Genomic DNA, 19,849 nt, shown 5'->3' with positions numbered 1-19,849 from the left:
GCGACGTCACGGGGTTTGGCTCCCGGGACCGGTGTTCTGCTCGTGGGCCAGGGCGTGGGTGACCGCGGTGGTGCTCTCGTACAGGACCCGGTACTGGGCGAACCGGCGCTCGTAGACCTCCGCGGTGGCGGGATCGGGCCGGACCACCGATTCCGGCGGGTTCCAGGCCGTGATGTCCGGGCGGCCGATCAGCCCGGCGGCGAGGAAGGCGGCACCGTAGCAGGCACCGACGGTGGTCCGGGCGACGATCTGTTCGAGACCGGTGACGTCGCTGACGATCCGGGGCCACAGCCCGCCCCGGGTACCGCCGCCCACCGCGACGATCCGCCGGATGTCGGCGCCGGCCGCCAGCATCGTCTCGACGTTGTGCCGGACCCCGTAGGCGGTGGCCTCCAGCGCCGCCCGCATCAGGTCGCCCCGGGTGTGACCCAGCGTCAGGCCCGCGATCACGCCCCGGGCGTCGGGGTCCATGAGGGGTGTCCGCTCGCCCGCGAAGTACGGCAGCATCACCAGGCCGTTCGCTCCCGGGGGCGAGGCGGCCGCCTCGTCGAACAGCACCGAGGGGCCGACGTCGCCGAAGAGGTGCCCCAGCCAGTCGGTGACGGCTCCCGAGGTGGCCATGCCGCCCGCCAGGCAGCGGGTGCCGGGCAGGGCACCGACCGTGGACCACATCGACGGGCTGGTCACCAGTCTGTCGACCGTGTTCACCAGGAACATCGTGGTGCCGTACATCAGCATCAGGTCGCCGACGCCGTGCCCGCCCACGCTGACGGCCTCGCTCCACGCGTCGATCGTCCCCACGACGACCGGAGTCCCCGCCGGGATGCCCGCGACGGGCGTGGCCACCCGGCCGGCCTCCTCGCCCGGCCAGCGCAGCGGCGGCAGTTCGATGCCGGGCGCGATGTGCTCGGCCCACTCGGGGATCCAGCGCTGCCCGTGGATGTCGAACATCGGGGTGCACTGGCTCGCGGAGTGCAGGTCCAGCGCGTAGGCGCCGGTCAGCCGGTGCGCCAGCCACGACGCGGGCATGAGGAGGCGGCGGGCGCGTGCCCACGCGTCGGGCTCCCGCTCGCGGATCCAGGCGAGTTTCGGCCCGACGGCCTGTGAGGACAGTGCCGAACCGCACCTGCGGAAGATCGTGTCCGGCCCCAACTCCCGGTTCAGTCGGCCGATCTGCTCCTCCGCGCGGGTGTCCACGCCGTAGAGCACCGCCGGACGCACCGGCTCTCCCACGTCGTCGACCAGAAGGGTGCACGGGCCCATGCCGCTGACCCCGACGGCCCGGACGGCGACGTCGTCGCGGTCCAGCAGTTCGGCCGCGAGCGAGACGAACTCGTCCCACCACACCTGTGCGTCCATCTCGACGTGCCCCGGCCGGGGACGGTCGACCACGTGACCGCGTACGGCCTCGCCCAGGATGCGGCCGGCGGTGTCCACCACCACGCCCTTGGTGCTGGAAGTGCCCACGTCCACTCCGAGGACGACGTCGATCATGCGCTGCCTCCCTTGACGCCGGATGCGCCACCGTAGTCTGCCGCCCGGTCCGGCGGACTGCCGCGGTCCAGGCGGGCGACCGCCTGAGATGTCGTCAGATGCGTACCGCGGACCGGCCTGCGGCAGTCGTTGACATGCCCCTGCCTTGTGGCTAGCTTCACGAGGAGTTCCCGCTCCGCTCCTGGGGCGCCCACAGCCCAGGGGTCCATCGAAGCGTTCGCGTCCCAGGTACCTCGTCTCCCTGGTTGGACAACGTTGTCATCCGCGGAGACAACGTTGTCGGATCCTCAACTCCCGAGTACGAGGAGCAAACCCCGTGATCACACGACTGTCGAGACCTCCCGGAACCATGGCGCTCGGTCTCCTCGCCGCTGCGGCGCTCGCCGCGGCCGGGCTGTGCACGCCGGCGTGGGCGGTCGGGAAGGCCGCGCTCGTCACCGCGCCGGCGACCCTGGTCAATCCGTTCATCGGTACGTCGAACCAGGCCGACGACTTCCCGGGCGCCGACGTCCCGTTCGGCATGGTGCAGTGGAGCCCGGACACACCGTCGCGTCCCGACGGCGGCGGCTACGAGTACAACGACTCGTCGATCACCGGTTTCAGCCTGACCCACATCGCGGGACCCGGCTGCGGCGCGGCCGGTGACATACCGGTGCTGCCCACGGTGGGAGCCGTGAACACCGGTGCCACGGACGCGTTCTCGCACACGAACGAGTCGGCCTCCGCCGGGTCGTACAAGGTCGCGCTCGACAACCAGGTGACCACCGAGCTGACCACCACGACCCGCAGCGGCATGGCCCGCTTCACCTTCCCCTCGACCAGCCAGGCCAACCTGATCTTCAAGTTGACGGGAAGTCAGAACGGCGCCGGCTCGACACAGTTCACCAAGGTGTCGAACACGGAGGTCAGCGGGCAGGTCACCAGCGGACACTTCTGCGGCGCGGGGAACACGTACACCGTGTACTTCGACATGGTCTTCGACCAGCCGTTCGCCTCGCAGGGCAGCTCGCTCGCCAAGGCCTCGGCCGCCACGTCCCCGGCACCGGCCAAGGCGTCGAAGAACGCCGCCGAGAAGCCCAACCACCCTGTCCTGCACGGCAAGAGCCCCAGCGCCTCGGTCGCCCCTGCTGCCGCCGCCTCGAACGGCTATGTCACCTTCAACACCACGAGCAACCCGGTCGTGCAGGCCAAGGTCGGCATCTCCTACGTGTCGGTCGCGAACGCCGTCGCCAACCGGACCGGGGAGAACACCGGCTGGGACTTCGACGCGACCCGCACCGCCGCGCAGAACGCGTGGAACAGCACGCTCGGGAAGGTGCAGATCGCCGGCGGAACGGCCGCGCAGCAGCAGACCTTCTACACCGCGCTCTACCACTCGCTGCTGCACCCGAACGTGATCAGCGACAGCAACGGCCAGTACTACGGCTTCGACGGGAAGACGCACACCGTGGACGCCGGGCACGGCGCGGTGTACGCGAACTACTCCGGCTGGGACATCTACCGCTCGCAGGCCCAGCTCGAAGCCCTGGTGGCTCCCCAGGTCGCCTCGGACACCGCGCAGTCGATGGTCGACGACTACGCGCAGACCGGGATCTTCCCCAAGTGGTCGGAGAACAACGGCGAGTCCTATGTCATGGTCGGTGACCCGGCGGACGCCATCCTCGCCGACTACTACGCCTTCGGCGCCCGGAACTTCGACACCACGACCGCCCTGGCGGACATGGTGAAGCAGGCGAGCACCACCAACAACGACCGGCCCGGCCTCGGTTACCTGAACTCGCCGGGATACATGCCGCACGACGGCAGCTACGGCTGCTGCAACTTCTACGGCCCGGTGGCCACCACCCTGGAGTACGACACGGCCGACTTCGCGATCTCCGCGCTGGCCGGGGCGCTCGGCGACACCGCGAACCAGAAGACGTACGCCAACCGCGCACAGGACTGGCGCAACGTGCTCAACCCCGCCTCCGGCTTCGTGGAGCCCCGGAACGCGAGCGGCGCGTGGACCGGCGGCTTCGACCCCACCAGCGGTACCGACATGGTCGAGGCCGACTCGTGGATCTACACCGGGATGGTGCCCTTCAACATCGGCGGCCTGGCCCGCGCCAAGGGCGGCAACACCGCGATGAACCACTACCTGGACACCGTGCTGCGCAGCTACACCGGCGCCAACGGCTACGCCTGGGTCGGCAACGAGCCGAGCATCGAACTGCCGTGGGAGTACGACTACACCGGGCAGCCCTACACGACGCAGGGCACGGTGCGGGCCATCCAGGACCAGATCTGGTCGAACACCCCGGGCGGCCTCGCCGACGGAAACGACGACCTCGGCGCGATGAGCGCCTGGTACGTGTGGTCGGCGCTCGGCATGTTCCCCGAGACGCCCGGAACCGCCGACCTCGCCCTCGGCTCACCGCTGTTCACCCAGGCCGTGGTCACCCTTCCCTCGGGCAAGTCGCTGACGATCAACGGCAACGGAGCGGCCGACAACGCCCCCTACGTCCAGTCCGCGGCGTGGAACGGCACGGCGTGGAACAACGCCTACGCTCCCACCACGGCGATCACGGCCGGCGGGACCCTGGACTTCACCCTGGGCACCAGCGCCAACACGTCCTGGGCGACGGCGGCCTCCGCGGCGCCGCCCTCGTACGCGGGGGACACCACGGCCCCGGCCTCGCCGCGGATCGGCCCGGTCACCTCGGCGGTGGCCTCGAACCTGTGCGCGGACGTCGCGTCCTCCGGCACCTCGGACGGCACCCACGTCCAGATCTGGGGCTGTGACAGCACCTACGCCCAGGACTGGACCGTGGCGGGCGACGGCACGGTCAGGGCCCTCGGCAAGTGCCTGGACGCCGACCACAGCGGGACCACCAACGGCACCCTGATCCAGCTGTGGACCTGCAACGGCACCGGCGCCCAGCAGTGGACCGCCGGCGGCAGCGGGTCGCTGGTCAACCCCGAGTCGAAGCTGTGCCTCGACGACCCCAACTCCTCGACGACGAACGGCACCCAGCTCCAGCTGTACACCTGCAACGGCACGGCGGCCCAGAACTGGACACTGCCGGGCTGAGCCGGCGGCGCGGGAGCCGGCCGGGCGACCGCACGCCCGGCCGGCTCCCGCGAACGGCCTCACGGACACACGGAGGCGGTCAGCAGTACAGGTTGGCGCCGGGGGCGACGCCGAGGATCGAGGTGAAGCGCTGGTAGGCGTCGACCCGGCTCTGGACCTGGGCCGGGTTGCGGCCGTCGCACTCCAGGGAGCCGTTGATGGAGCGGATGGTCTGGCCGAAGCCGGCGCCGTTGACCATGGCGTTGTGCGGGGTCATCGTGCCGGGGCCGCTCTGGGTGTTCCAGTACCAGAGGCCGGTCTTCCAGGCGACGGCCGAGTCGTTCTGCACCAGCCAGGGGTTGTCGAGCAGGTCGATGCCGAGCGCGTCGCCGGCCGCCTTGTAGTTGAAGTTCCAGCTGAGCTGGATGGGGCCGCGCCCGTAGTAGGCGGCCTGGCCTGCCGGGCAGCCGTAGGACTGGCTCCAGTCGCAGTACGTCGGGTAGTTGGCGGTGTTCTGCTCGACGACGTACACCAGTCCGCCGGTCTCGTGGCTGACGTTGGCGAGGAAGGCGGCCGCCTCCTGCTTCCTGGTGGTGTCACTGCCGGTGGTGGCGAAGCCGGGGTAGGCGCCGAGCGCGGCGGTCAGGCCCTGGTAGGTGTAGAAGCCGTTCCGGTTCGGGAACATCTGGTTGAACTGCGCCTCGCTGACCACGAACCCGGACGGGTTGCCGCCTCCGCCGTCGGCGGCCGGGGCGTTCCACTTCTGGTTCGCGCCGCCGGTGCAGGTCCAGATCTGCAGCCGGGTGGCGTTGGCGCTGTTGTTGCCCGTCACGTCGAGGCACTTGTTCGCGGCGGGGTTGACGATGTCGTGGGCGCCGGTGACGACCCACTGCTGGTTCGCTCCGCCGGAACAGTCCCAGAGCTGGACGGCGGCCCCGTCCGCGGTGCCGCGGTCGACCACGTCCAGACACTTGCCGAGGGCGCGCAGGGTGCCGTCGCCGCCGTTCGACCAGCTCTGGGCGCCGGTGCCGTTGCAGTCGTAGAGCTGGACGGCGGTGCCGTTGGTGCTGCTCGCGCCGGCCACGTCCACGCACTTGCCGGCCAGGCCGGTGATCTGGCCGGTCGCCGCCTGGGCCGGGGCGACGGTGAACAGGGCGGACAGGACGGCGGCGAGGACGACGGCAAGCGTCAGCCGGCCGAGGGCGTGGTGCCCGCGGAGGCGGGACAGGACGGGAGTTGGGCGCATGGAGAGCTGCTCCTGACGTGGAGTGAGGGGGGTGGGAGCGCGTGACCGGTCTGCCGGGGCAGACGGGGAGCGGCCATGACGGGAAAGTAAAAGGTCTATACCAAGACCGTCAAGATGTGAACATGACAGATGTGTCGGCACGCTGCGACCCGAAGGCCGAAAACAGGCCACTTTGAACCGCCGGTTCACCTGATGGCGACTCAGGGTTCATCACCGACCTACAAGTTCATGGGCATGACCTCAAGACCTCGCTTGCGCAAGCGCACCCGGATCGGCATAGCGATCGTCGTCACCGCCGCGGTGGCGGGCACCGGCACCGTCGTGGCCCAGGCCCACGGCTGGCTGTCGGCCCCGACGCACGACTTCGAAGCGACCGCCGACTCCTACTCCGGCCACCACGAGGTGACGGGTGACGTTCTGCGCAACGACTCCGGCGCGACCGCCGTCGTGCGGCACACCGACCCGGCCCACGGCACGGCGACGGTCAACGCGGACGGCACGTTCACGTACACGCCGAACGCCGGCTTCACGGGCACGGACACCTTCACGTACACGGCGACCGACGCCGTGGAGCTGTTCAAGGACACCAAGCGGAACGGCGACCCGCTGCCCGCGCTCGCGACGGTCACCGGCCCGGGCGGCACCACCACCGAGATCTCCGGTGAGGGCTACGGCTCCTCGCTCGCCCCGGTGCCGGGCAAGTCGGGCTACTTCTACGGCCTCACCGACCGCGGTCCCAACGCCGACGCCCCGGACGGCAACAAGTCCGAGATGCTCACCGACTTCACCCCGCAGATCGGCGAGTTCAAGCTCCGCAAGGGCAGGGCCGAGCTGGTCGACAAGATCACCCTGAAGGGGCCGAAGAGCCTCGGCGGCGTGCAGTACAGCGGCCGTCCGCCGCACGACACCAGCGAGGTGATCGACGACGTCACCGCGACCAACGCCAACGGCGGCACTCCCACGCCGGTCGCCCGGGACCCCTACGGCTACGACTCCGAGGGCCTGGTCGCGCTGCCCGACGGCACGTTCTGGGTCTCGGACGAGTACGGCCCGTACCTCACGCACTTCGACGCGAACGGCTACGAACTGGGCCGGCTGACCCCGTACAAGGACAGCCAGGACAACCAGTACCACAAGATCCTCGGCTACCTGCCGGCCGAGCTGGCCAACCGCCTGAAGAACAAGGGCATGGAGGGCCTGACGGTCACGCCGGACGGCTCGACCCTGGTGGGCGTCATGCAGGCAGCCCTGCAGCAGCCCGACCTCGGCAGCACCAAGGCGTCCAACCTCGCGCCCACCCGCATCGTCACCGTCGACCTGCGCACGTTCAAGACCAAGCAGTACCTCTATCTCCTGGACGACCCGGCCACCACGGGCGACGCCAACAGCGAGATCACGGCACTGTCCGACACGAAGTTCGTCATCGACGAACGGGACGGCAACTTCGAGCCGTTCGCCCGGAAGTCGCTCTACGAGGTCGACATCAACGGCGCGACCGACGTCAGCGGGCTGACGATCGGCGGCAAGTCGCCCGAGGCGTTCGTCGGCAAGGTCGGCACCAACGCCGCGCTCACCGCGCTCACCGGCGCCGGCGTCCAGGTCGCGCAGAAGCAGCCGTACCTCGACCTCGGGACGCTGGTGAGCCAGCTCGACCCCAGCGGGAAGTTCTTCGCGCACGACAAGGTCGAGGGCGTCGCCACCACGGACGCCGGCAAGACGCTGTACCTGTCCAACGACGACGACTTCGGCATCGACACCATCGCCGTCGACCCCGACGGGAAGTGGACCGTGCACCAGAAGGTGCTGCCGGCCTCGGGCCAGACCGACAACGGCGAGATCCTGAAGGTCGACACCACCAAGCTGCCGGCCGTGCTCAAGACCGTCACGGTGACGATCCGCGTCGACTGACGCGGCCACCACCCCGTGTCGGGCCCGGCCACCCGGTGGCCGGGCCCGACACGGCGAGGGGGACCGCCGTGCGGCGGAACGCACCGGATACGTGGTTTCTGCAATGAGTTACGCTCGCCCGGGTTGTGTGCTGTGGTCATGACGCGGGGGGTCCGATGGGCACGCTGAACGGCAGGACGGCTCTGGTCACCGGCGCCGGGCGGGGGATCGGCCGGGCCATCGCCCGCCGTCTCGCGGCGGACGGCGCACTCGTCGCCGTGCACTACGGCAGCGACGAGTCCTCGGCCCGTGCGACCGTCGCACTGATCACGGACGCCGGCGGGCGCGCCTTTCCCCTGCACGGTCCGCTCGACGAATACGACGGCATCCGGACGGTGTACGAGCGGTTCGACGCCGGCCTGCGCGCACTGGGCGAGCCGACCGTGCTGGACATCCTGGTCAACAACGCCGGCTTCAACATCGGGGGCGGTGTCCGCGAGGTCACCCCGGAGGGCTTCGACCGGCTCATGGCCGTCCACGCCAGGGCGCCGCTGTTCCTCGTGCAGGAAGGGCTCCCGCTGCTGCGCGAGGGCGGCCGCGTCATCAACATCAGCTCGGCGGCCACCCGCGTCGCCCTCCCGTCCTCCCTCGCCTACACCATGGCCAAGGCGGCCCTGGAGGCCCTGACCCACACGCTCGCCAAGGAGCTGGGGGACAGGCGGATCACGGTGAACTGCGTGGCACCGGGCTTCGTCAGGACCGACCTGAACCGCAAGCGCTGGGAAACCCCCGAGGCCGAGGCCCGGCACGCCGCGATGTCCGTCTTCGGCAGGATGGGAGAACCGGCGGACGTCGCGGACATCGTGGCCTTCCTCGCCTCGCCGGACTCCCGCTGGGTGACGGGCCAGTGCATCGACGCGTCCGGCGGGTCGGCCCTGTGACCCGCCGGCCCAGCCTGTGCAGCATTTCGGCGACGGCGGCCCGGTACGTCCGCAGCGCCTTCAGCCCGGCGGCGTAGCGGCCACGGTGCCCGGCGATGTCCGCGGCCTGTTGCCGCGCCCGGCCTGCCGCGATCCCGGGGAAGGCACCCGCTCCGTCGCGGGACCCACCCCGGCCCGAGCCACGATGCAGCAGGTCGGCGAGGTACGCCGGTGGCCCCGGGCGGTCAGCCGGCCGTCAGCCGGATGTGGGCGCGAGCCGGAACACCGGCCAGCCGATCTCGGTACGCCAGGCCGCCGGATCCGGGTCGTCGTGCGGGCCGACGAGGTACCTCTCGTGCACCGGACCGTCGACGGCGAGGGCGTGGTCGACCACCCACGCGCCCAGCCGGCCGTAGGTGACGTCGATGTCGTCGTGCGGTCCGGGATGGACGACCACGGCGAGTTCGCCGGCCGGGAGATCCGTCGGCCGCACCCGGCCCAGGGTCGGCGGGTCCGCCACGGGCCGGTAGACCATCGCCGTTCCCCGGCCGCGGGTGAACAGCTCGTTGGCGTAGTACCCACCCGGCGGCCCCGATGCCGGCAGACCGGCGACCGCGGCGTCCAGTTCGGCCATCGCCGCGTCGTACCAGGAGACCAGCTCCTCGTGGCCGACGACGTCCTCGACCCCGGCGACCGTGCCGGCCGCCACCGGGCGGAGCTCGACCCGCAGGCCGCCGTCGCCGGGCCGCAGCAGGCTTCGCAGGGAGACCACGGCGGCCCGGGTGCGGTCCAGCTCCGCCTCCAGCCGCCGCAGGTGCTCACCGACCAGGTCCGCGCGCTCCGCGGCGTCCTCGGTGGCGAGGATCTTGGCCACGTCGGCCAGCGGCACGTCCAGTTCTCGCAGCCGATGGATGACCTGTGCGGTGGGGATCTGGTCGCCGGCGTAGTAGCGGTAGCCGGTGACGGGGTCCACCGAGGCGGGCTCCAGCAGCCCGGACTCGTGGTAGCGGCGCAGCGTCCGCACGCTCAGGTGCGTCAGCTGGGCGAACTCGCCGATCGTCAATCCCCAGGACATTCTCCCAGTGTGCATCCGCCGGGCCCGGTGCGCTTGACCCTCTCCCCGGGAGAGCCCACATCGTCGTCGACATGAGCCGACCGGCCGGGGCCTCCCCCTCCCGGCCGACGCACGCACATCACGTCACGCGCATCACCTCGCGCACGGCACCTCACGTAAGGCATCCCCATGACCGACAGCACCGTTCGCATCGAGATCACCGACCTGCCCGCGGCCGTCCGGCAGTTCGTGACCGCGCTCGACACCCGGGACACCACCGCGGTGGCCGGGCTTCTGACCCCGCAGGCGAGCGTGACCGACGAGGGCCGCACCCACACCGGCATCGCCGCGATCACCGACTGGATCGCCGACGCCGCTTCCGAGTTCACCTACACCACCACGCCGCTCGCAGCCGAGCGCACCGGCACCCGCCGGTTCACCCTCACCCAGCACCTGGAGGGCGACTTCCCCGGCGGCAGCGTCGACCTCGACTACCGCTTCACCCTCGAAGGCCCGCTGATCAGCGGCCTGGTCATCGCCCCCTGAGACGCTGCCGCCCCGCACGCTCCAAGGAGGAGCACCATGAAGACCTGGTTCATCACCGGCGGTACCGGTGGTTTCGGCAGGGCCTATGCCGACGTCGCGTTGCGGCAGGGCGACAACGTCGTGCTGACCGCCCGCCGCCCCGGGCAGCTGAAGGAATGGGCCGACCTGCACGGCGCCGAGGCGCGGGAGCGGATCCTGCTCCCGGAGCTGGACACCACCGACCCCCAGCAGGTCCGGGACACCGTCCGGGCAGCGCAGGCGCGCTTCGGCGGGATCGACGTCCTGGTCAACAACGCGGGCCGCGGCTGGTACGGGTCGGTGGAGGGCTCCCCGGAGGCGGATGTCCGTCGTTCCTTCGAGCTCAACTTCTTCTCCGTAGTCGACCTCGTCCGCGCGGTGCTTCCCGGGATGCGGCAGCGGCGCGGCGGATGGATCGTCAACATGTCCTCGGTCGCCGGGATCGCCAGCGTGCCCGGTTTCGGCTTCTACAGTGCCGCCAAGTTCGCGGTGGAGGGCATGTCGGACGCGTTGCGCGCCGAGGTGGAGCCGTTCGGTGTCCGGGTTCTCGCCGTGGAGCCGGGCGCCTTCCGCACCCGGGCCTACGCCGGCTTCGTCCAGGAGCCGGTGACCGAGACCGTGGCGGCCTACCGGGAGTTCGTGGAGACGGTCCGGGCGGCCATGATCAGCCAGGACGGCCGCCAGCCCGGCGATCCCCACCGCGGCGTCGAGGCCGTGGTCGACGCGATGCGGCAGGACCCTCCGCCCCGCCGCATCGTCCTGGGCAACGGCGGCTACGACGCCGTCCACGACCGACTGCGCGACGCCCTGGACGAACTGCGCGCCCAGGAAACCGCCTCCCGGGCCGCGGACTTCCCCCGGAGCTGAGCGGCGGCGCAGTCCGTACGGGCCCCCTGAACCCGTGAACATCCGGCGACGCGCCCGGTGATCGCGGCCGGCCCGGGCGGACCCCACGCAGTCGAACCCGGGTGCGTGGCGAGTCGTGAGCAAGCCGACTGCTCCGCGAACCGGTGGCTGTCGCCCGCGGCGACTCACGTGCGCTCATCCGTCGCGTCGTCGACCGTGGGACAACCCTGGCCGCCGCGAAGCATGGCGAGGTGGGCGGCTGTCGCGCGCCCGACGGTGCCACGGGCCTCGGGACGAGCGGCGGGAACGCCATGTCGTGCGGCGTCATCGGCTACGGCGCCACGCCTGACGACATGCCCCGGCCCGGGTCGCCTCAAGGCCGGTGCGCGCCGGTGGGTGCGCCGGCCGCCGTCGCCCGGATCGCCTGGATGTGCAGGTCGACCTGGGCGGCGAAGAGCGCGTCCGGGTCGCTGTCGATGGCGAGGGCCGGCATCCGGGAGGCGCGGGGCTCGGCGCGGGCCACGTTGGCGTAGAGGGCGGCGAGAGCGGCGTCGTCCTTGCGGCGGGTGTCCTCGTCGAGGGACTCGCGCATGGCGTCGACCGTGTGCAGGCCCATCATGGTGTCCGTGAACAACTCGTAGTGGAAGAGCGCCTGTTCCTGGGTCAGCCCGGCGTCCAGGAGGAGCCGGAGGATGGCCAGGGCGATGCCCTGGTCGCCGGGGCCGCCCGTGTTGCGGTAGCCCAGCCACGCGAGGGTCACCGCGTGCCGGCGGCCCACCTCCCGGCCCAGCTGCGCGATCCGGTGCAGGTCGGCGGCCCAGTCCCCGCTGGGGGTGAAGCGGTCGGTCATCTCCACGAAGATCTGGTCGGCCAGCGCGAGCATCAGCTCGTCCTTGTCACGGAAGTGCCGGTAGAGCGCCGTGGCGACGACACCGAGGCGGGCGCCCAAGGAGCGGAAGGACACCTTGGCCGGGCCCTCGGCGGTGCTGATCTCGACGGCCGCCTCGATGATCTGCTCCCGTGTGAGCGTGCTGCCCCGGCGTCGTCCTCCGCTGGTCCCTGCCGCTCCCATGGACTTCCCTTCCGCTGCCTGCCGAGCCTGCGGTGATCCTAGGGAACAGCCGCGTGATCAGTCCAGACACCACCATAGACTCCACCCTAGACAACGGTGTTCACATTGCTGTTCAATCGGGGCCACGTCGACGCCACGTACCCCTCTCGGCGCCACCTTCCGCACGCATCGCGATCCCGGAGCACTCTCCGCACGCGCCGCGATCCGCACCCCGCTTCCCTCCTCCGGAGCTGTGAGATGCCCCTGCCCGTGCACCGTGCCGAACCCGCTCCCGTCCCCGACACCGCGACCCAGGTGATGGTCGCGATGCGGGACGGGGTGCGCCTGGCCACCGACCTCTATCTGCCGTCCGGCCGGGAAGGTCTGCCGTCCGGCCGCGACGGACGGCTTCCGGCGGCGCTGGTCCGGCTGCCGTACGACAAGAACAGCCGCTACGTCTTCATGGACCGCATCGCCGCCTACCTGACCGCACGCGGCTACGCGGTCGTGGTCCAGGACGTGCGGGGCAAGTTCCGCTCCGAGGGCGAGACCGCGCCCTTCGTCCACGAGGCCGACGACGGCTACGACACGATCGACTGGATCGTGCGCCAGGAGTGGTCGGACGGCCGGGTCGGGATGTTCGGCGACTCCTACTACGGCGCCACCCAGTGGGCGGCCGCCTCCGCCGGGCACCCGGCGCTGAAGGCGATCGCCCCGCGGGTCACCGGTGCGGACGGCATCCGCCCCGACTACTGGGAACGCGACGGCGTCACCCAGCTCTTCGGAGCGCTCTACTACGCCGCCTACTGGACCGACCGGTGGGTGTACGAGTTCGAGCCCGACCTGAGCCGCCGTCCCCTGATCGAGGCGATGACGGAGATCACCGAGGGCATCGGCGCCCGGCCGGTCATGTGGGACTCCTTCGTCCCCGAGGTGAAGGCGGTGCCCGCGTTCCCGCACGGACATCCCTTCGACGGACCTCCGCTGCCGGTGCTGCACCAGGCCGGCTGGTTCGACAACTGCCTCCAGCCCAGCATCAACGACTGGGCCGAGCTCTCCTCCCGCCCCGGCTGGGCTCCCCTCCAGTACCTGCACGCCGACTCGATCGACCACGAGAACTACCACCTCGACGACGCCCCGGTACCGCCCGAACTCGACCACGCGCACGTGGACGCGGCGGTGGACCGGCTGCTGCCGCGCCACCTGGGCCCCCTCGTGGAGTTCTTCGACGTGTTCGTGAAGGGCGAGGGAACCCCGGAGCGACTGCCCCGGGTGCGCTGGCACCAGGGCCACCTCGGCGACCGTACGGCGGACAGCTGGCCGCCCGCCGGGGCGCGCACCCTGCGCCTGCACCTGGACGGGGGCGGGGGCGGCCTGTGGCCGGACGCGCCGGCCGGGGAAGCGGCCGTCAGCTGGGTGCACGACCCGTCGGACCTGGTGCCCAGCCTGGTGCCGGACTCGTTCTCCGCACTCCGGGACCACGTCGACGAGTCCCCCCTGTACGACCGCGCGGACGTGCTGACCTTCACCGCCGACCCGGTGACCGAGCCGCTGGACCTGGCCGGACCGGTCCGGGCCACACTGACCGTCGGCACCGACGGACCGGGCGCACACGTCTACCTCAAGCTCCTCGACGTGTCGCCCGACGGGGCCGCGCACGTGCTCGTACGGGGCCAGCGCCTGATACCGGGGGGCGCGCCCGCGCCGGTCACCTTCGACCTCACCCACACCGGCTACCGGCTGCGCCCCGGACACGCGCTGCGACTGCACGTCGCCTCCAGCGACTTCCCCATGTACGTGCCGCACCCGGGTACGGAGGAGAACGAGTGGCTCGCCGCCGACGGCAGGACGACCACGCAGATCCTGCGCACCGGAGGGGAGCACGCCTCCCATCTCTCCTTGACCGTCGTCGCCCTGACCGTCGTCGATGCGGTGAGTCCGTCGTGACCGCGCTCAGACGGCTGCTCCTCACGATGACGGTGCTCGCGCTCGCGCTGGCCGGCTGTACCGCCCTGCCACGCGCCGAGCTCGGCAGCACGACCCTGCGCAGCACGTCCGACAAGGCCACGGGCCGGCTCGACTCGCTGGTGTGGGACCTGCCCGCCGGCGAGCCGACCACCCTCGACTACCAGCAGGCGGGCGACTCCTCACCGTACCTCGTGGTCAGCAACCTCTGCGACAGCCTGCTGCGCCTCAACCCCGACTTCAGCACGTCACCCGCGCTGGCCCGCTCGTGGGACCAGCCCGACGCACGCACCCTGGTTCTGCACCTGCGCGACGACGTGCGGTTCTGGGACGGCACCGCGCTCACCTCCGCCGACGTGGTCTACAGCCTGAAGCGGCAGCTCGATCCGAACGCCATCGCCTCCTCCTTCTTCGTCAACGTGAAGTCGATCGAGGCGACCGGCACCCACACCGTCACGATCCGCTTCACCCGCCCCGACGAGCTCTTCCTCAAGGAACTCGCCACCACCGCGGGCACCGTCGTCCAGGCCCGCTACGCCCGGCGGGCGGGCAAGAAGTTCGGCACGGCGGCCGGCGGTGTGATGTGCTCCGGCCCCTTCGAACTGGCCTCCTGGAAGTCCGGCGCCAGCATCGAGCTGAAGGCCAACTCCCACTACTGGGACGCCCGTTACCGGGCCCATGCCCGCAAGGTCACCCTGCTCTTCGTCACCGACACCACCGCACTCACCCAGGCCCTGGCCAGCGGTGCCATCGACGGCGCCTACGACGTCCCCAACGCCGCGCTGCCCACCCTCAAGGGAAGCGTCGCCGGACAGCTCTACTACGGTCCCAGCCTCAAGTCCGTACAGGTGGCCCCGCTCCAGGACAAGGGCATCGCCGCGGAACCGGACATCCGCCGCGCGCTGTCCCTGGCCATCGACCGCACCCAGCTGGCCGACACCGTCTACCGGGGCGCCGCCACCCCCAGCACCACCGTGCTCCCGGCCACCGGCTGGGACCCCGGGACCAGGTCGGTCTACCAGAAGGCCGCCGCCGCGCTGCCCCTCGCCCACACCACACCCACCGCCGCCGACCTGCGCACCGCCCGCGCCCTCGTCGCGAAGCACCCCGGCCTCCGCTCCGGCACCCTCGCCGTGGCGGCCGGAAACCAGGACCAGATCAACGCGGCGTCCGTGATCCAGCAGGCGGCCCGTTCCATCGGCCTCACACTGACCATCCGCCAGCTCCCGGCGCTCCAGTTCTCCAGCATGTTCTACGACCCCACCTACCGCCGCGGGCTGGACTTCGTCCTGGCGGAGGCGTTCCTGGACATCCCCGACCCGCTCGACTGGATCCCCAACCTGGTCCTGCCGGACGCGATGTTCAACTGGGCCGGTTTCGACGACCCCACCGCCACGGCGGCGCTCACCAAGGCGCAGCAGACCCTCGACCCGCACGAGCGCGCCGTGCTGATCACCGACGCCCAGCGGCGCTGGGAGGCCAGGACCCTCGCCGTACCGCTGCTCTCCCCGTACGAGGTGACGTACATGAACAAGCGCATCACGGGAGCCACCACCTCCTTCGCCCAGACCTTCGCCCCGTCCCTCGCGCTGATCGGCAGCAGGTGAGCGCGATGACACCTTTCGTGACGAAACCCTTCGCCCGTACGGCGGCCACGGCCCTGCTGCGGCTGCTCGGGGTCGCCGGCAGTGTCCTGGTCGCCGCGTTCGCCCTGTTCGCCGCGCTGGCCGCGGCGCCCGGCGACCCCGCCACCCGCCTCGCCGGCACGCACGCCTCCGAGCGCACCCTGGAAGCCATCCGCCACCGGCTCGGTCTCGACCAGCCGCTCCCGGTCCGCTTCTGGGACTGGCTGACCGGCCTCTGCCACGGCGACCTCGGCACGTCACTGACGTACCGCCAGTCCGTCTCCTCGCTCATCGGGCCGCGCGTCGGCGACACCCTGCTGCTCGTCGGGTACGCCGCCGTCCTGATCCTCCTCTTCGGCCTGGCGCTGGGCATCTGGGCCGCGCTGTCCCGGCGGACCGGCACGGTCATCACCGCGCTCACCGGCGTCGGTCTCGCGGTGCCCTCGTTCGTCGCCGCGTCCGCGCTGGTCGCGCTGCTCGCGGTGAAGGTCCACTGGTTCCCGGCCCTCGGTGGCGGCGGTCCCGCCCTCGGCGACCGGCTCCAGCACCTGACCCTGCCCGCCCTCACCCTCGCGCTGTCCTCCGCCGCCTATCTCGCCCAGATGACCAAGGCCGCCGTACGCGAGGAGGCCGACCGCGAGCACGTGGAGACCGCGCGCAGCCGCGCCCTGCCCGGCCGCCGGATCCTGCGCCGGCACATCCTGCGCAACGCCATGATCCCCATCAGCACGGCCGCGGGCCTGACCGTCGGCGGACTCATCGCCGCGGACGTCGTCGTGGAGCAGGCCTTCGGGCTCAACGGCCTCGGCGCCACCCTGGTCGCCGCCGTGGCGCAGAAGGACACACCCGTCGTCCAGGCCGTCGGCCTCCTCATGGTCGTGGTCTTCATCGTCGTCAACGCCGCCACCGACGCCCTGCAGGCGGCCCTCGACCCGAGAATCCGGGCGGTGAGCTCCCGATGAGCAACGTGTCCGCCGTACGGCTCGGCACCCGCGGACTGACCCTGCGCCTGCCCCTGCGCGGTGCCTCCCCCTCCGCCAAGGCGCTGACCGCCCTGGCCGCGCTCCTCGTGGCGCTGGCCCTGCTCGCCCCCGTCCTCGCCACCCACCGACCCGATGCCGTCAACATGGCCGAAGCGAGCCGGAACCCGTCCGCCGGGCACTGGCTCGGCACCGACGCCCTCGGCCGCGACCTGTACTCCCGGCTGCTGTACGGCGCCCGGATCAGTCTGCTCGGCCCGGCCCTCGTGATCGTCGGCGCCACCGCGGGCGGTGTCGCCCTCGCCCTGCTGTGCGCGTGGCGGGGCGGCCGGCTCGACCGGATCGTCAGCCGGGTCAACGACATCCTCTTCGCCTTCCCCGGCCTGCTCCTGGCCGTCCTCGCGGTCGCCGTGCTCGGTTCCGGACTGACGGCGCCCGTGGTGGCCCTGGCCATCGCCTACCTGCCGTACATGGCACGCATCGTGCGCGGGGTGGCGGTGCGCGAGCGCCGGCTGCCGTACATCGCCGCTCTGGAGGCCGCCGGGATGTCGGCCTGGCGCATCAACCTGCGCCATCTGCTGCCGAACCTCGCGCCGTTCGTCGTCGCCCAGGCCACCGCCGCCTTCGGCTCCGCGCTCATCGATCTCGCCGGGGTGTCCTTCCTCGGACTCGGTGTGCAACCGCCCACCTCCGACTGGGGGTTGATGGTCTCGGAGGGCCAGTCCTCGCTGCTCGCCGGAGCGCCCGGGCAGAGCCTGATGGCCGGCGGCCTGATCGTCCTCACCGTCGTCGTCTTCAACCTCCTCGGGGACACGATGATCGCCCGCAGCCACCAGGAGACCCTGCGATGACCGACCCCGTGCCCCTGCTGCGGGTCGACCACCTCGGCATCGACCTGCACCGCCGCCGCCAGGAACCCCGCACCCTCGTCCGCGACGCCTCCTTCGACCTCGCCCCCGGTGAGGCCCTCGGCCTGGTCGGCGAGTCCGGCTCCGGCAAGTCGCTCACCTCGCGCGCGGTCATCCGGCTGCTCCCGCGGGACGCCCGCCCGCGCGGCACGGTCGCCTTCGACGGCCAGGACGTGCACGCCCTGCACGGCGACCGCCTCACCCGCTATCTCGCCCACGACGCGGCGATGATCTTCCAGAACCCGCGGGCCCACATCAACCCGGTCCGCACCCTAGGCGACTTCCTCACCGAACCCCTGCTCTGCCACCACGGCCTGAACCGGGCCGAAGCCGAGGAGCGGCTGGTGCCCCTGCTCGCCGAGATCGGCATCCCGGACGGCCGACGCCGCCTCGCCCAGTACCCGCACCAGCTCTCCGGCGGCCTGCTCCAGCGCATGATGATCGCCTCCGCCCTGGTCACCGAACCGCGCCTGCTGCTCGCGGACGAGCCCACCACCGCCCTCGACGTCACCACCCAGCAGGACGTCATGGCGATCCTCGACGAGCAACGCCACGAACGGCACCTCGCGCTGCTCTTCGTCACCCACGACCTGGAACTGGCCGGCGCCGTCTGCGACCGCATCGCCGTCATGTACGCGGGCACGATCGTCGAGCAACGCCCCGCCGCCGCCCTGCACTCCGGCCGCCGCCACCCCTACACGGCAGGGCTGCTCGCCGCCCGCCCCGGCGTGGGCGAGCCCGGCGCCCGGCTGCCCGTCATCCCCGGCCGGCCCGCGGCGGCCCACGAGTCCGCCGAGGGCTGCCCCTTCGCCCCGCGCTGCGCCTTCGCCGAGGACCGCTGCCGCGCCGAACGCCCAACGCTGCGCCCCGACGCCGACGGCGCCGTCGCCTGCCACCGCGCCGACGAACTCGCCGGCGACCTCGACCGGACCAGGGAGGAAGTATGACCGCTCTGCTGGAGGTCAGCGGCCTGACCAAACGCTACGCCGTACGACGCGACCACGTGACGGCCTGCGAGGACGTCACCTTCCGGGTGCGCCGGGGCGAAGCCCTCGCCCTGGTAGGGGAGTCGGGCGCCGGAAAGTCGACGGTGGTCCGCCTCATCGCAGGCCTGGAACAACCCACCACCGGCCGCGTCCTGCTGCGCGGCAACCCGGTCGACGCGCGCCCCAGGGGACGCACCGAGCGCCTCGCCCGGGCGGCGACCGTCCAGATCGTGCACCAGGACCCCTACTCCTGCCTCGACCCGCGCCAGACCATCGGCGCCGGACTTGCCGAGCTGCTGCAGCTGCACGCCCGCCGCCTGGGCCGGCACCCGGACCGGGCCGCGCGCGTCGCCGAACTGCTCGACACGGTCGGCCTCCCGGGGCTCGCCGACGCCCGGCCCGCCCGCCTCTCCGGCGGTCAGCGCCAGCGCGCCGCCATCGCCCGCGCACTGGCCGTCGAGCCCGACATCCTGCTCCTGGACGAAGCGGTCGCCGCCCTCGACGTCTCCGTCCAGGCCCAGATCCTCAACCTCCTCGCCGACCTGCGTGAACAGAAGGGCACGACGCTGGTGTTCGTGACCCACGACCTCGCCGTCGTCCGCCAGCTCTGCCAGGAGACCGTGGTCATGCGCGACGGCCGGGTCGTCGAGGAGGGCCCCGTCGCCCGGATCCTCACGACACCGCGCCACCCGTACACCCGAGCCCTGCTCGACTCCGTCCCCCGCCCGGGCTGGCGCCCCCGCCGAACCCACCGACCGGCCGCCGGCACCTGACGCGACGGCACCGACACCCGCACGGCCACCGCGGAACCCCTTCGGGGCCCCCATCATGCACAGCACCACCGACACCGGCTTCCTCCCCGCGCTGATCGCGGTCGCGAAGGAGAAGGGCTTCGCCGGCTACCCCGCGGACGGCGCGAACCTGTGGGGCGCCGTACACGCCCGCGATGCCGCCTCGGTGTTCCGCCTGGCGCTGGAGAAGGGCCCGGCCGGCCGGTACTGGCACGCGGTCGAGGACGGAGGCATCCCGTTCCGCGGGATCGCCGAGGCCGTCGGCGGCCGTCTGGGCCTGCCCGCCGTCAGCGTTCCCGCGGACGAACTGATGCTGCCGGGATACTTCGGGTTCCTCACGGCCGTGGTCACACTGGACCTGCCGGCGTCCAGCCTCATCACCCGCCGGACCCTCGGCTGGGCACCCGCCCGGCCCGGCCTCCTCGCCGATCCGGACAACGGCCACTACTTCCAGGCCAGTTGACGGCAGGAACCCGAATCGCG

At 71.8% G+C, this 19,849-nt stretch carries 16 protein-coding genes; 12 read left to right on the top strand and 4 right to left on the bottom strand.

Annotated features, from left to right (window positions below):
- Nucleotides 1-6: 6 nt before the first annotated feature.
- Nucleotides 7-1,494, bottom strand: a complete 1,488-nt coding sequence (locus tag ACGF5O_RS08320) for an FGGY-family carbohydrate kinase (protein WP_393809118.1) — start codon at nt 1,492-1,494, stop codon at nt 7-9.
- A gap of 316 nt (nt 1,495-1,810) precedes the next feature.
- Between ACGF5O_RS08320 and ACGF5O_RS08315 the strand changes: the two genes are divergently transcribed.
- On the top strand, nt 1,811-4,564 hold the full coding sequence (locus tag ACGF5O_RS08315) for a lectin (RefSeq protein WP_393809117.1): 2,754 nt from the start codon (nt 1,811-1,813) through the stop codon (nt 4,562-4,564).
- A 79-nt stretch (nt 4,565-4,643) separates the two neighbouring features.
- Here ACGF5O_RS08315 and ACGF5O_RS08310 read toward each other — a convergent pair whose 3' ends face one another.
- Nucleotides 4,644-5,789, bottom strand: a complete 1,146-nt coding sequence (locus ACGF5O_RS08310; protein WP_393809116.1) for a glycoside hydrolase family 19 protein — start codon at nt 5,787-5,789, stop codon at nt 4,644-4,646.
- A 234-nt stretch (nt 5,790-6,023) separates the two neighbouring features.
- Between ACGF5O_RS08310 and ACGF5O_RS08305 the strand changes: the two genes are divergently transcribed.
- Together ACGF5O_RS08305 and ACGF5O_RS08300 are read left to right on the top strand one after the other, a co-directional pair.
- Nucleotides 6,024-7,697 carry an esterase-like activity of phytase family protein gene (locus ACGF5O_RS08305; protein ID WP_393809115.1) on the top strand — a complete coding sequence of 558 codons (1,674 nt, stop codon included), beginning with the start codon at nt 6,024-6,026 and terminating at the stop codon, nt 7,695-7,697.
- Nucleotides 7,698-7,852: 155 nt separating this feature from the next.
- The gene (locus tag ACGF5O_RS08300) at nt 7,853-8,617 is read left to right on the top strand and encodes an SDR family oxidoreductase (RefSeq protein ID WP_393809114.1); all 765 of its coding nucleotides are present in this window, start codon (nt 7,853-7,855) and stop codon (nt 8,615-8,617) included.
- 235 nt (nt 8,618-8,852) lie between these two features.
- Here ACGF5O_RS08300 and ACGF5O_RS08295 read toward each other — a convergent pair whose 3' ends face one another.
- On the bottom strand, nt 8,853-9,671 hold the full coding sequence (locus ACGF5O_RS08295; RefSeq protein WP_393809113.1) for a MerR family transcriptional regulator: 819 nt from the start codon (nt 9,669-9,671) through the stop codon (nt 8,853-8,855).
- 168 nt (nt 9,672-9,839) lie between these two features.
- Between ACGF5O_RS08295 and ACGF5O_RS08290 the strand changes: the two genes are divergently transcribed.
- Nucleotides 9,840-10,196 (top strand): nuclear transport factor 2 family protein, encoded by a 357-nt coding sequence (locus ACGF5O_RS08290; RefSeq protein WP_393809112.1) that lies wholly within the window; start codon nt 9,840-9,842, stop codon nt 10,194-10,196.
- 36 nt (nt 10,197-10,232) lie between these two features.
- Nucleotides 10,233-11,081: an SDR family NAD(P)-dependent oxidoreductase gene (locus ACGF5O_RS08285; RefSeq protein WP_393809111.1), complete on the top strand. Its 849-nt coding sequence runs from the start codon at nt 10,233-10,235 to the stop codon at nt 11,079-11,081.
- A 352-nt stretch (nt 11,082-11,433) separates the two neighbouring features.
- On the opposite strand, the gene ACGF5O_RS08280 is transcribed toward ACGF5O_RS08285, so the two are convergent.
- Complete coding sequence (locus tag ACGF5O_RS08280) at nt 11,434-12,132, bottom strand: TetR/AcrR family transcriptional regulator (RefSeq protein WP_393809110.1); 699 nt, start codon at nt 12,130-12,132, stop codon at nt 11,434-11,436.
- Between the two features lie 237 nt (nt 12,133-12,369).
- Here ACGF5O_RS08280 and ACGF5O_RS08275 point away from each other — a divergent pair, with 237 nt between their 5' ends.
- The 7 genes from ACGF5O_RS08275 to ACGF5O_RS08245 are packed head-to-tail and all read left to right on the top strand — an operon-like array spanning nt 12,370 to nt 19,829.
- Nucleotides 12,370-14,058, top strand: coding sequence for a CocE/NonD family hydrolase (locus tag ACGF5O_RS08275; RefSeq protein WP_393809109.1), 1,689 nt, complete (start codon nt 12,370-12,372; stop codon nt 14,056-14,058).
- Entirely contained in the window at nt 14,055-15,683 is a 1,629-nt protein-coding gene (locus tag ACGF5O_RS08270) for an ABC transporter substrate-binding protein (protein WP_393809108.1), read from the top strand. Before ACGF5O_RS08275 ends, ACGF5O_RS08270 begins: the two co-directional genes overlap by 4 nt.
- A 5-nt stretch (nt 15,684-15,688) precedes the next feature.
- Nucleotides 15,689-16,663, top strand: a complete 975-nt coding sequence (locus ACGF5O_RS08265; RefSeq protein WP_393809107.1) for an ABC transporter permease — start codon at nt 15,689-15,691, stop codon at nt 16,661-16,663.
- Entirely contained in the window at nt 16,660-17,532 is an 873-nt protein-coding gene (locus ACGF5O_RS08260; protein ID WP_393809106.1) for an ABC transporter permease, read from the top strand. The genes ACGF5O_RS08265 and ACGF5O_RS08260 overlap by 4 nt, the downstream gene beginning before the upstream one ends.
- Complete coding sequence (locus ACGF5O_RS08255; RefSeq protein ID WP_393809105.1) at nt 17,529-18,536, top strand: ABC transporter ATP-binding protein; 1,008 nt, start codon at nt 17,529-17,531, stop codon at nt 18,534-18,536. The genes ACGF5O_RS08260 and ACGF5O_RS08255 overlap by 4 nt, the downstream gene beginning before the upstream one ends.
- A complete protein-coding gene (locus ACGF5O_RS08250; protein ID WP_393809104.1) occupies nt 18,533-19,348 on the top strand; it encodes an ABC transporter ATP-binding protein in 816 nt (271 codons plus the stop codon). The genes ACGF5O_RS08255 and ACGF5O_RS08250 overlap by 4 nt, the downstream gene beginning before the upstream one ends.
- Nucleotides 19,349-19,403: 55 nt before the next feature.
- Nucleotides 19,404-19,829, top strand: a complete 426-nt coding sequence (locus tag ACGF5O_RS08245) for a hypothetical protein (protein WP_393809103.1) — start codon at nt 19,404-19,406, stop codon at nt 19,827-19,829.
- The last annotated feature ends 20 nt before the right edge of the window (nt 19,830-19,849 follow it).

This window comes from Streptomyces sp. NPDC048291, assembly GCF_043201715.1.
In the GTDB taxonomy this organism is placed as follows: domain Bacteria; phylum Actinomycetota; class Actinomycetes; order Streptomycetales; family Streptomycetaceae; genus Streptomyces.
Note: the sequence above shows the minus strand (reverse complement) of the source record. Positions and strands in the feature narration are given on the sequence as shown.

Excerpts from the sequence above, each read along its gene's own strand:
- ACGF5O_RS08260 (WP_393809106.1), top strand. The coding sequence starts at position 16,660 with ATGAGCAACGTGTCCGCCGTACGGCTCGGCACCCGCGGACTGACCCTG.
- ACGF5O_RS08320 (WP_393809118.1), bottom strand. The coding sequence starts at position 1,494 with ATGATCGACGTCGTCCTCGGAGTGGACGTGGGCACTTCCAGCACCAAG.
- ACGF5O_RS08250 (WP_393809104.1), top strand. The coding sequence starts at position 18,533 with ATGACCGCTCTGCTGGAGGTCAGCGGCCTGACCAAACGCTACGCCGTA.
- ACGF5O_RS08305 (WP_393809115.1), top strand. The coding sequence starts at position 6,024 with ATGACCTCAAGACCTCGCTTGCGCAAGCGCACCCGGATCGGCATAGCG.
- ACGF5O_RS08255 (WP_393809105.1), top strand. The coding sequence starts at position 17,529 with ATGACCGACCCCGTGCCCCTGCTGCGGGTCGACCACCTCGGCATCGAC.
- ACGF5O_RS08275 (WP_393809109.1), top strand. The coding sequence starts at position 12,370 with ATGCCCCTGCCCGTGCACCGTGCCGAACCCGCTCCCGTCCCCGACACC.
- ACGF5O_RS08265 (WP_393809107.1), top strand. The coding sequence starts at position 15,689 with ATGACACCTTTCGTGACGAAACCCTTCGCCCGTACGGCGGCCACGGCC.
- ACGF5O_RS08245 (WP_393809103.1), top strand. The coding sequence starts at position 19,404 with ATGCACAGCACCACCGACACCGGCTTCCTCCCCGCGCTGATCGCGGTC.
- ACGF5O_RS08310 (WP_393809116.1), bottom strand. The coding sequence starts at position 5,789 with ATGCGCCCAACTCCCGTCCTGTCCCGCCTCCGCGGGCACCACGCCCTC.
- ACGF5O_RS08295 (WP_393809113.1), bottom strand. The coding sequence starts at position 9,671 with ATGTCCTGGGGATTGACGATCGGCGAGTTCGCCCAGCTGACGCACCTG.
- ACGF5O_RS08280 (WP_393809110.1), bottom strand. The coding sequence starts at position 12,132 with ATGGGAGCGGCAGGGACCAGCGGAGGACGACGCCGGGGCAGCACGCTC.
- ACGF5O_RS08285 (WP_393809111.1), top strand. The coding sequence starts at position 10,233 with ATGAAGACCTGGTTCATCACCGGCGGTACCGGTGGTTTCGGCAGGGCC.
- ACGF5O_RS08300 (WP_393809114.1), top strand. The coding sequence starts at position 7,853 with ATGGGCACGCTGAACGGCAGGACGGCTCTGGTCACCGGCGCCGGGCGG.
- ACGF5O_RS08290 (WP_393809112.1), top strand. The coding sequence starts at position 9,840 with ATGACCGACAGCACCGTTCGCATCGAGATCACCGACCTGCCCGCGGCC.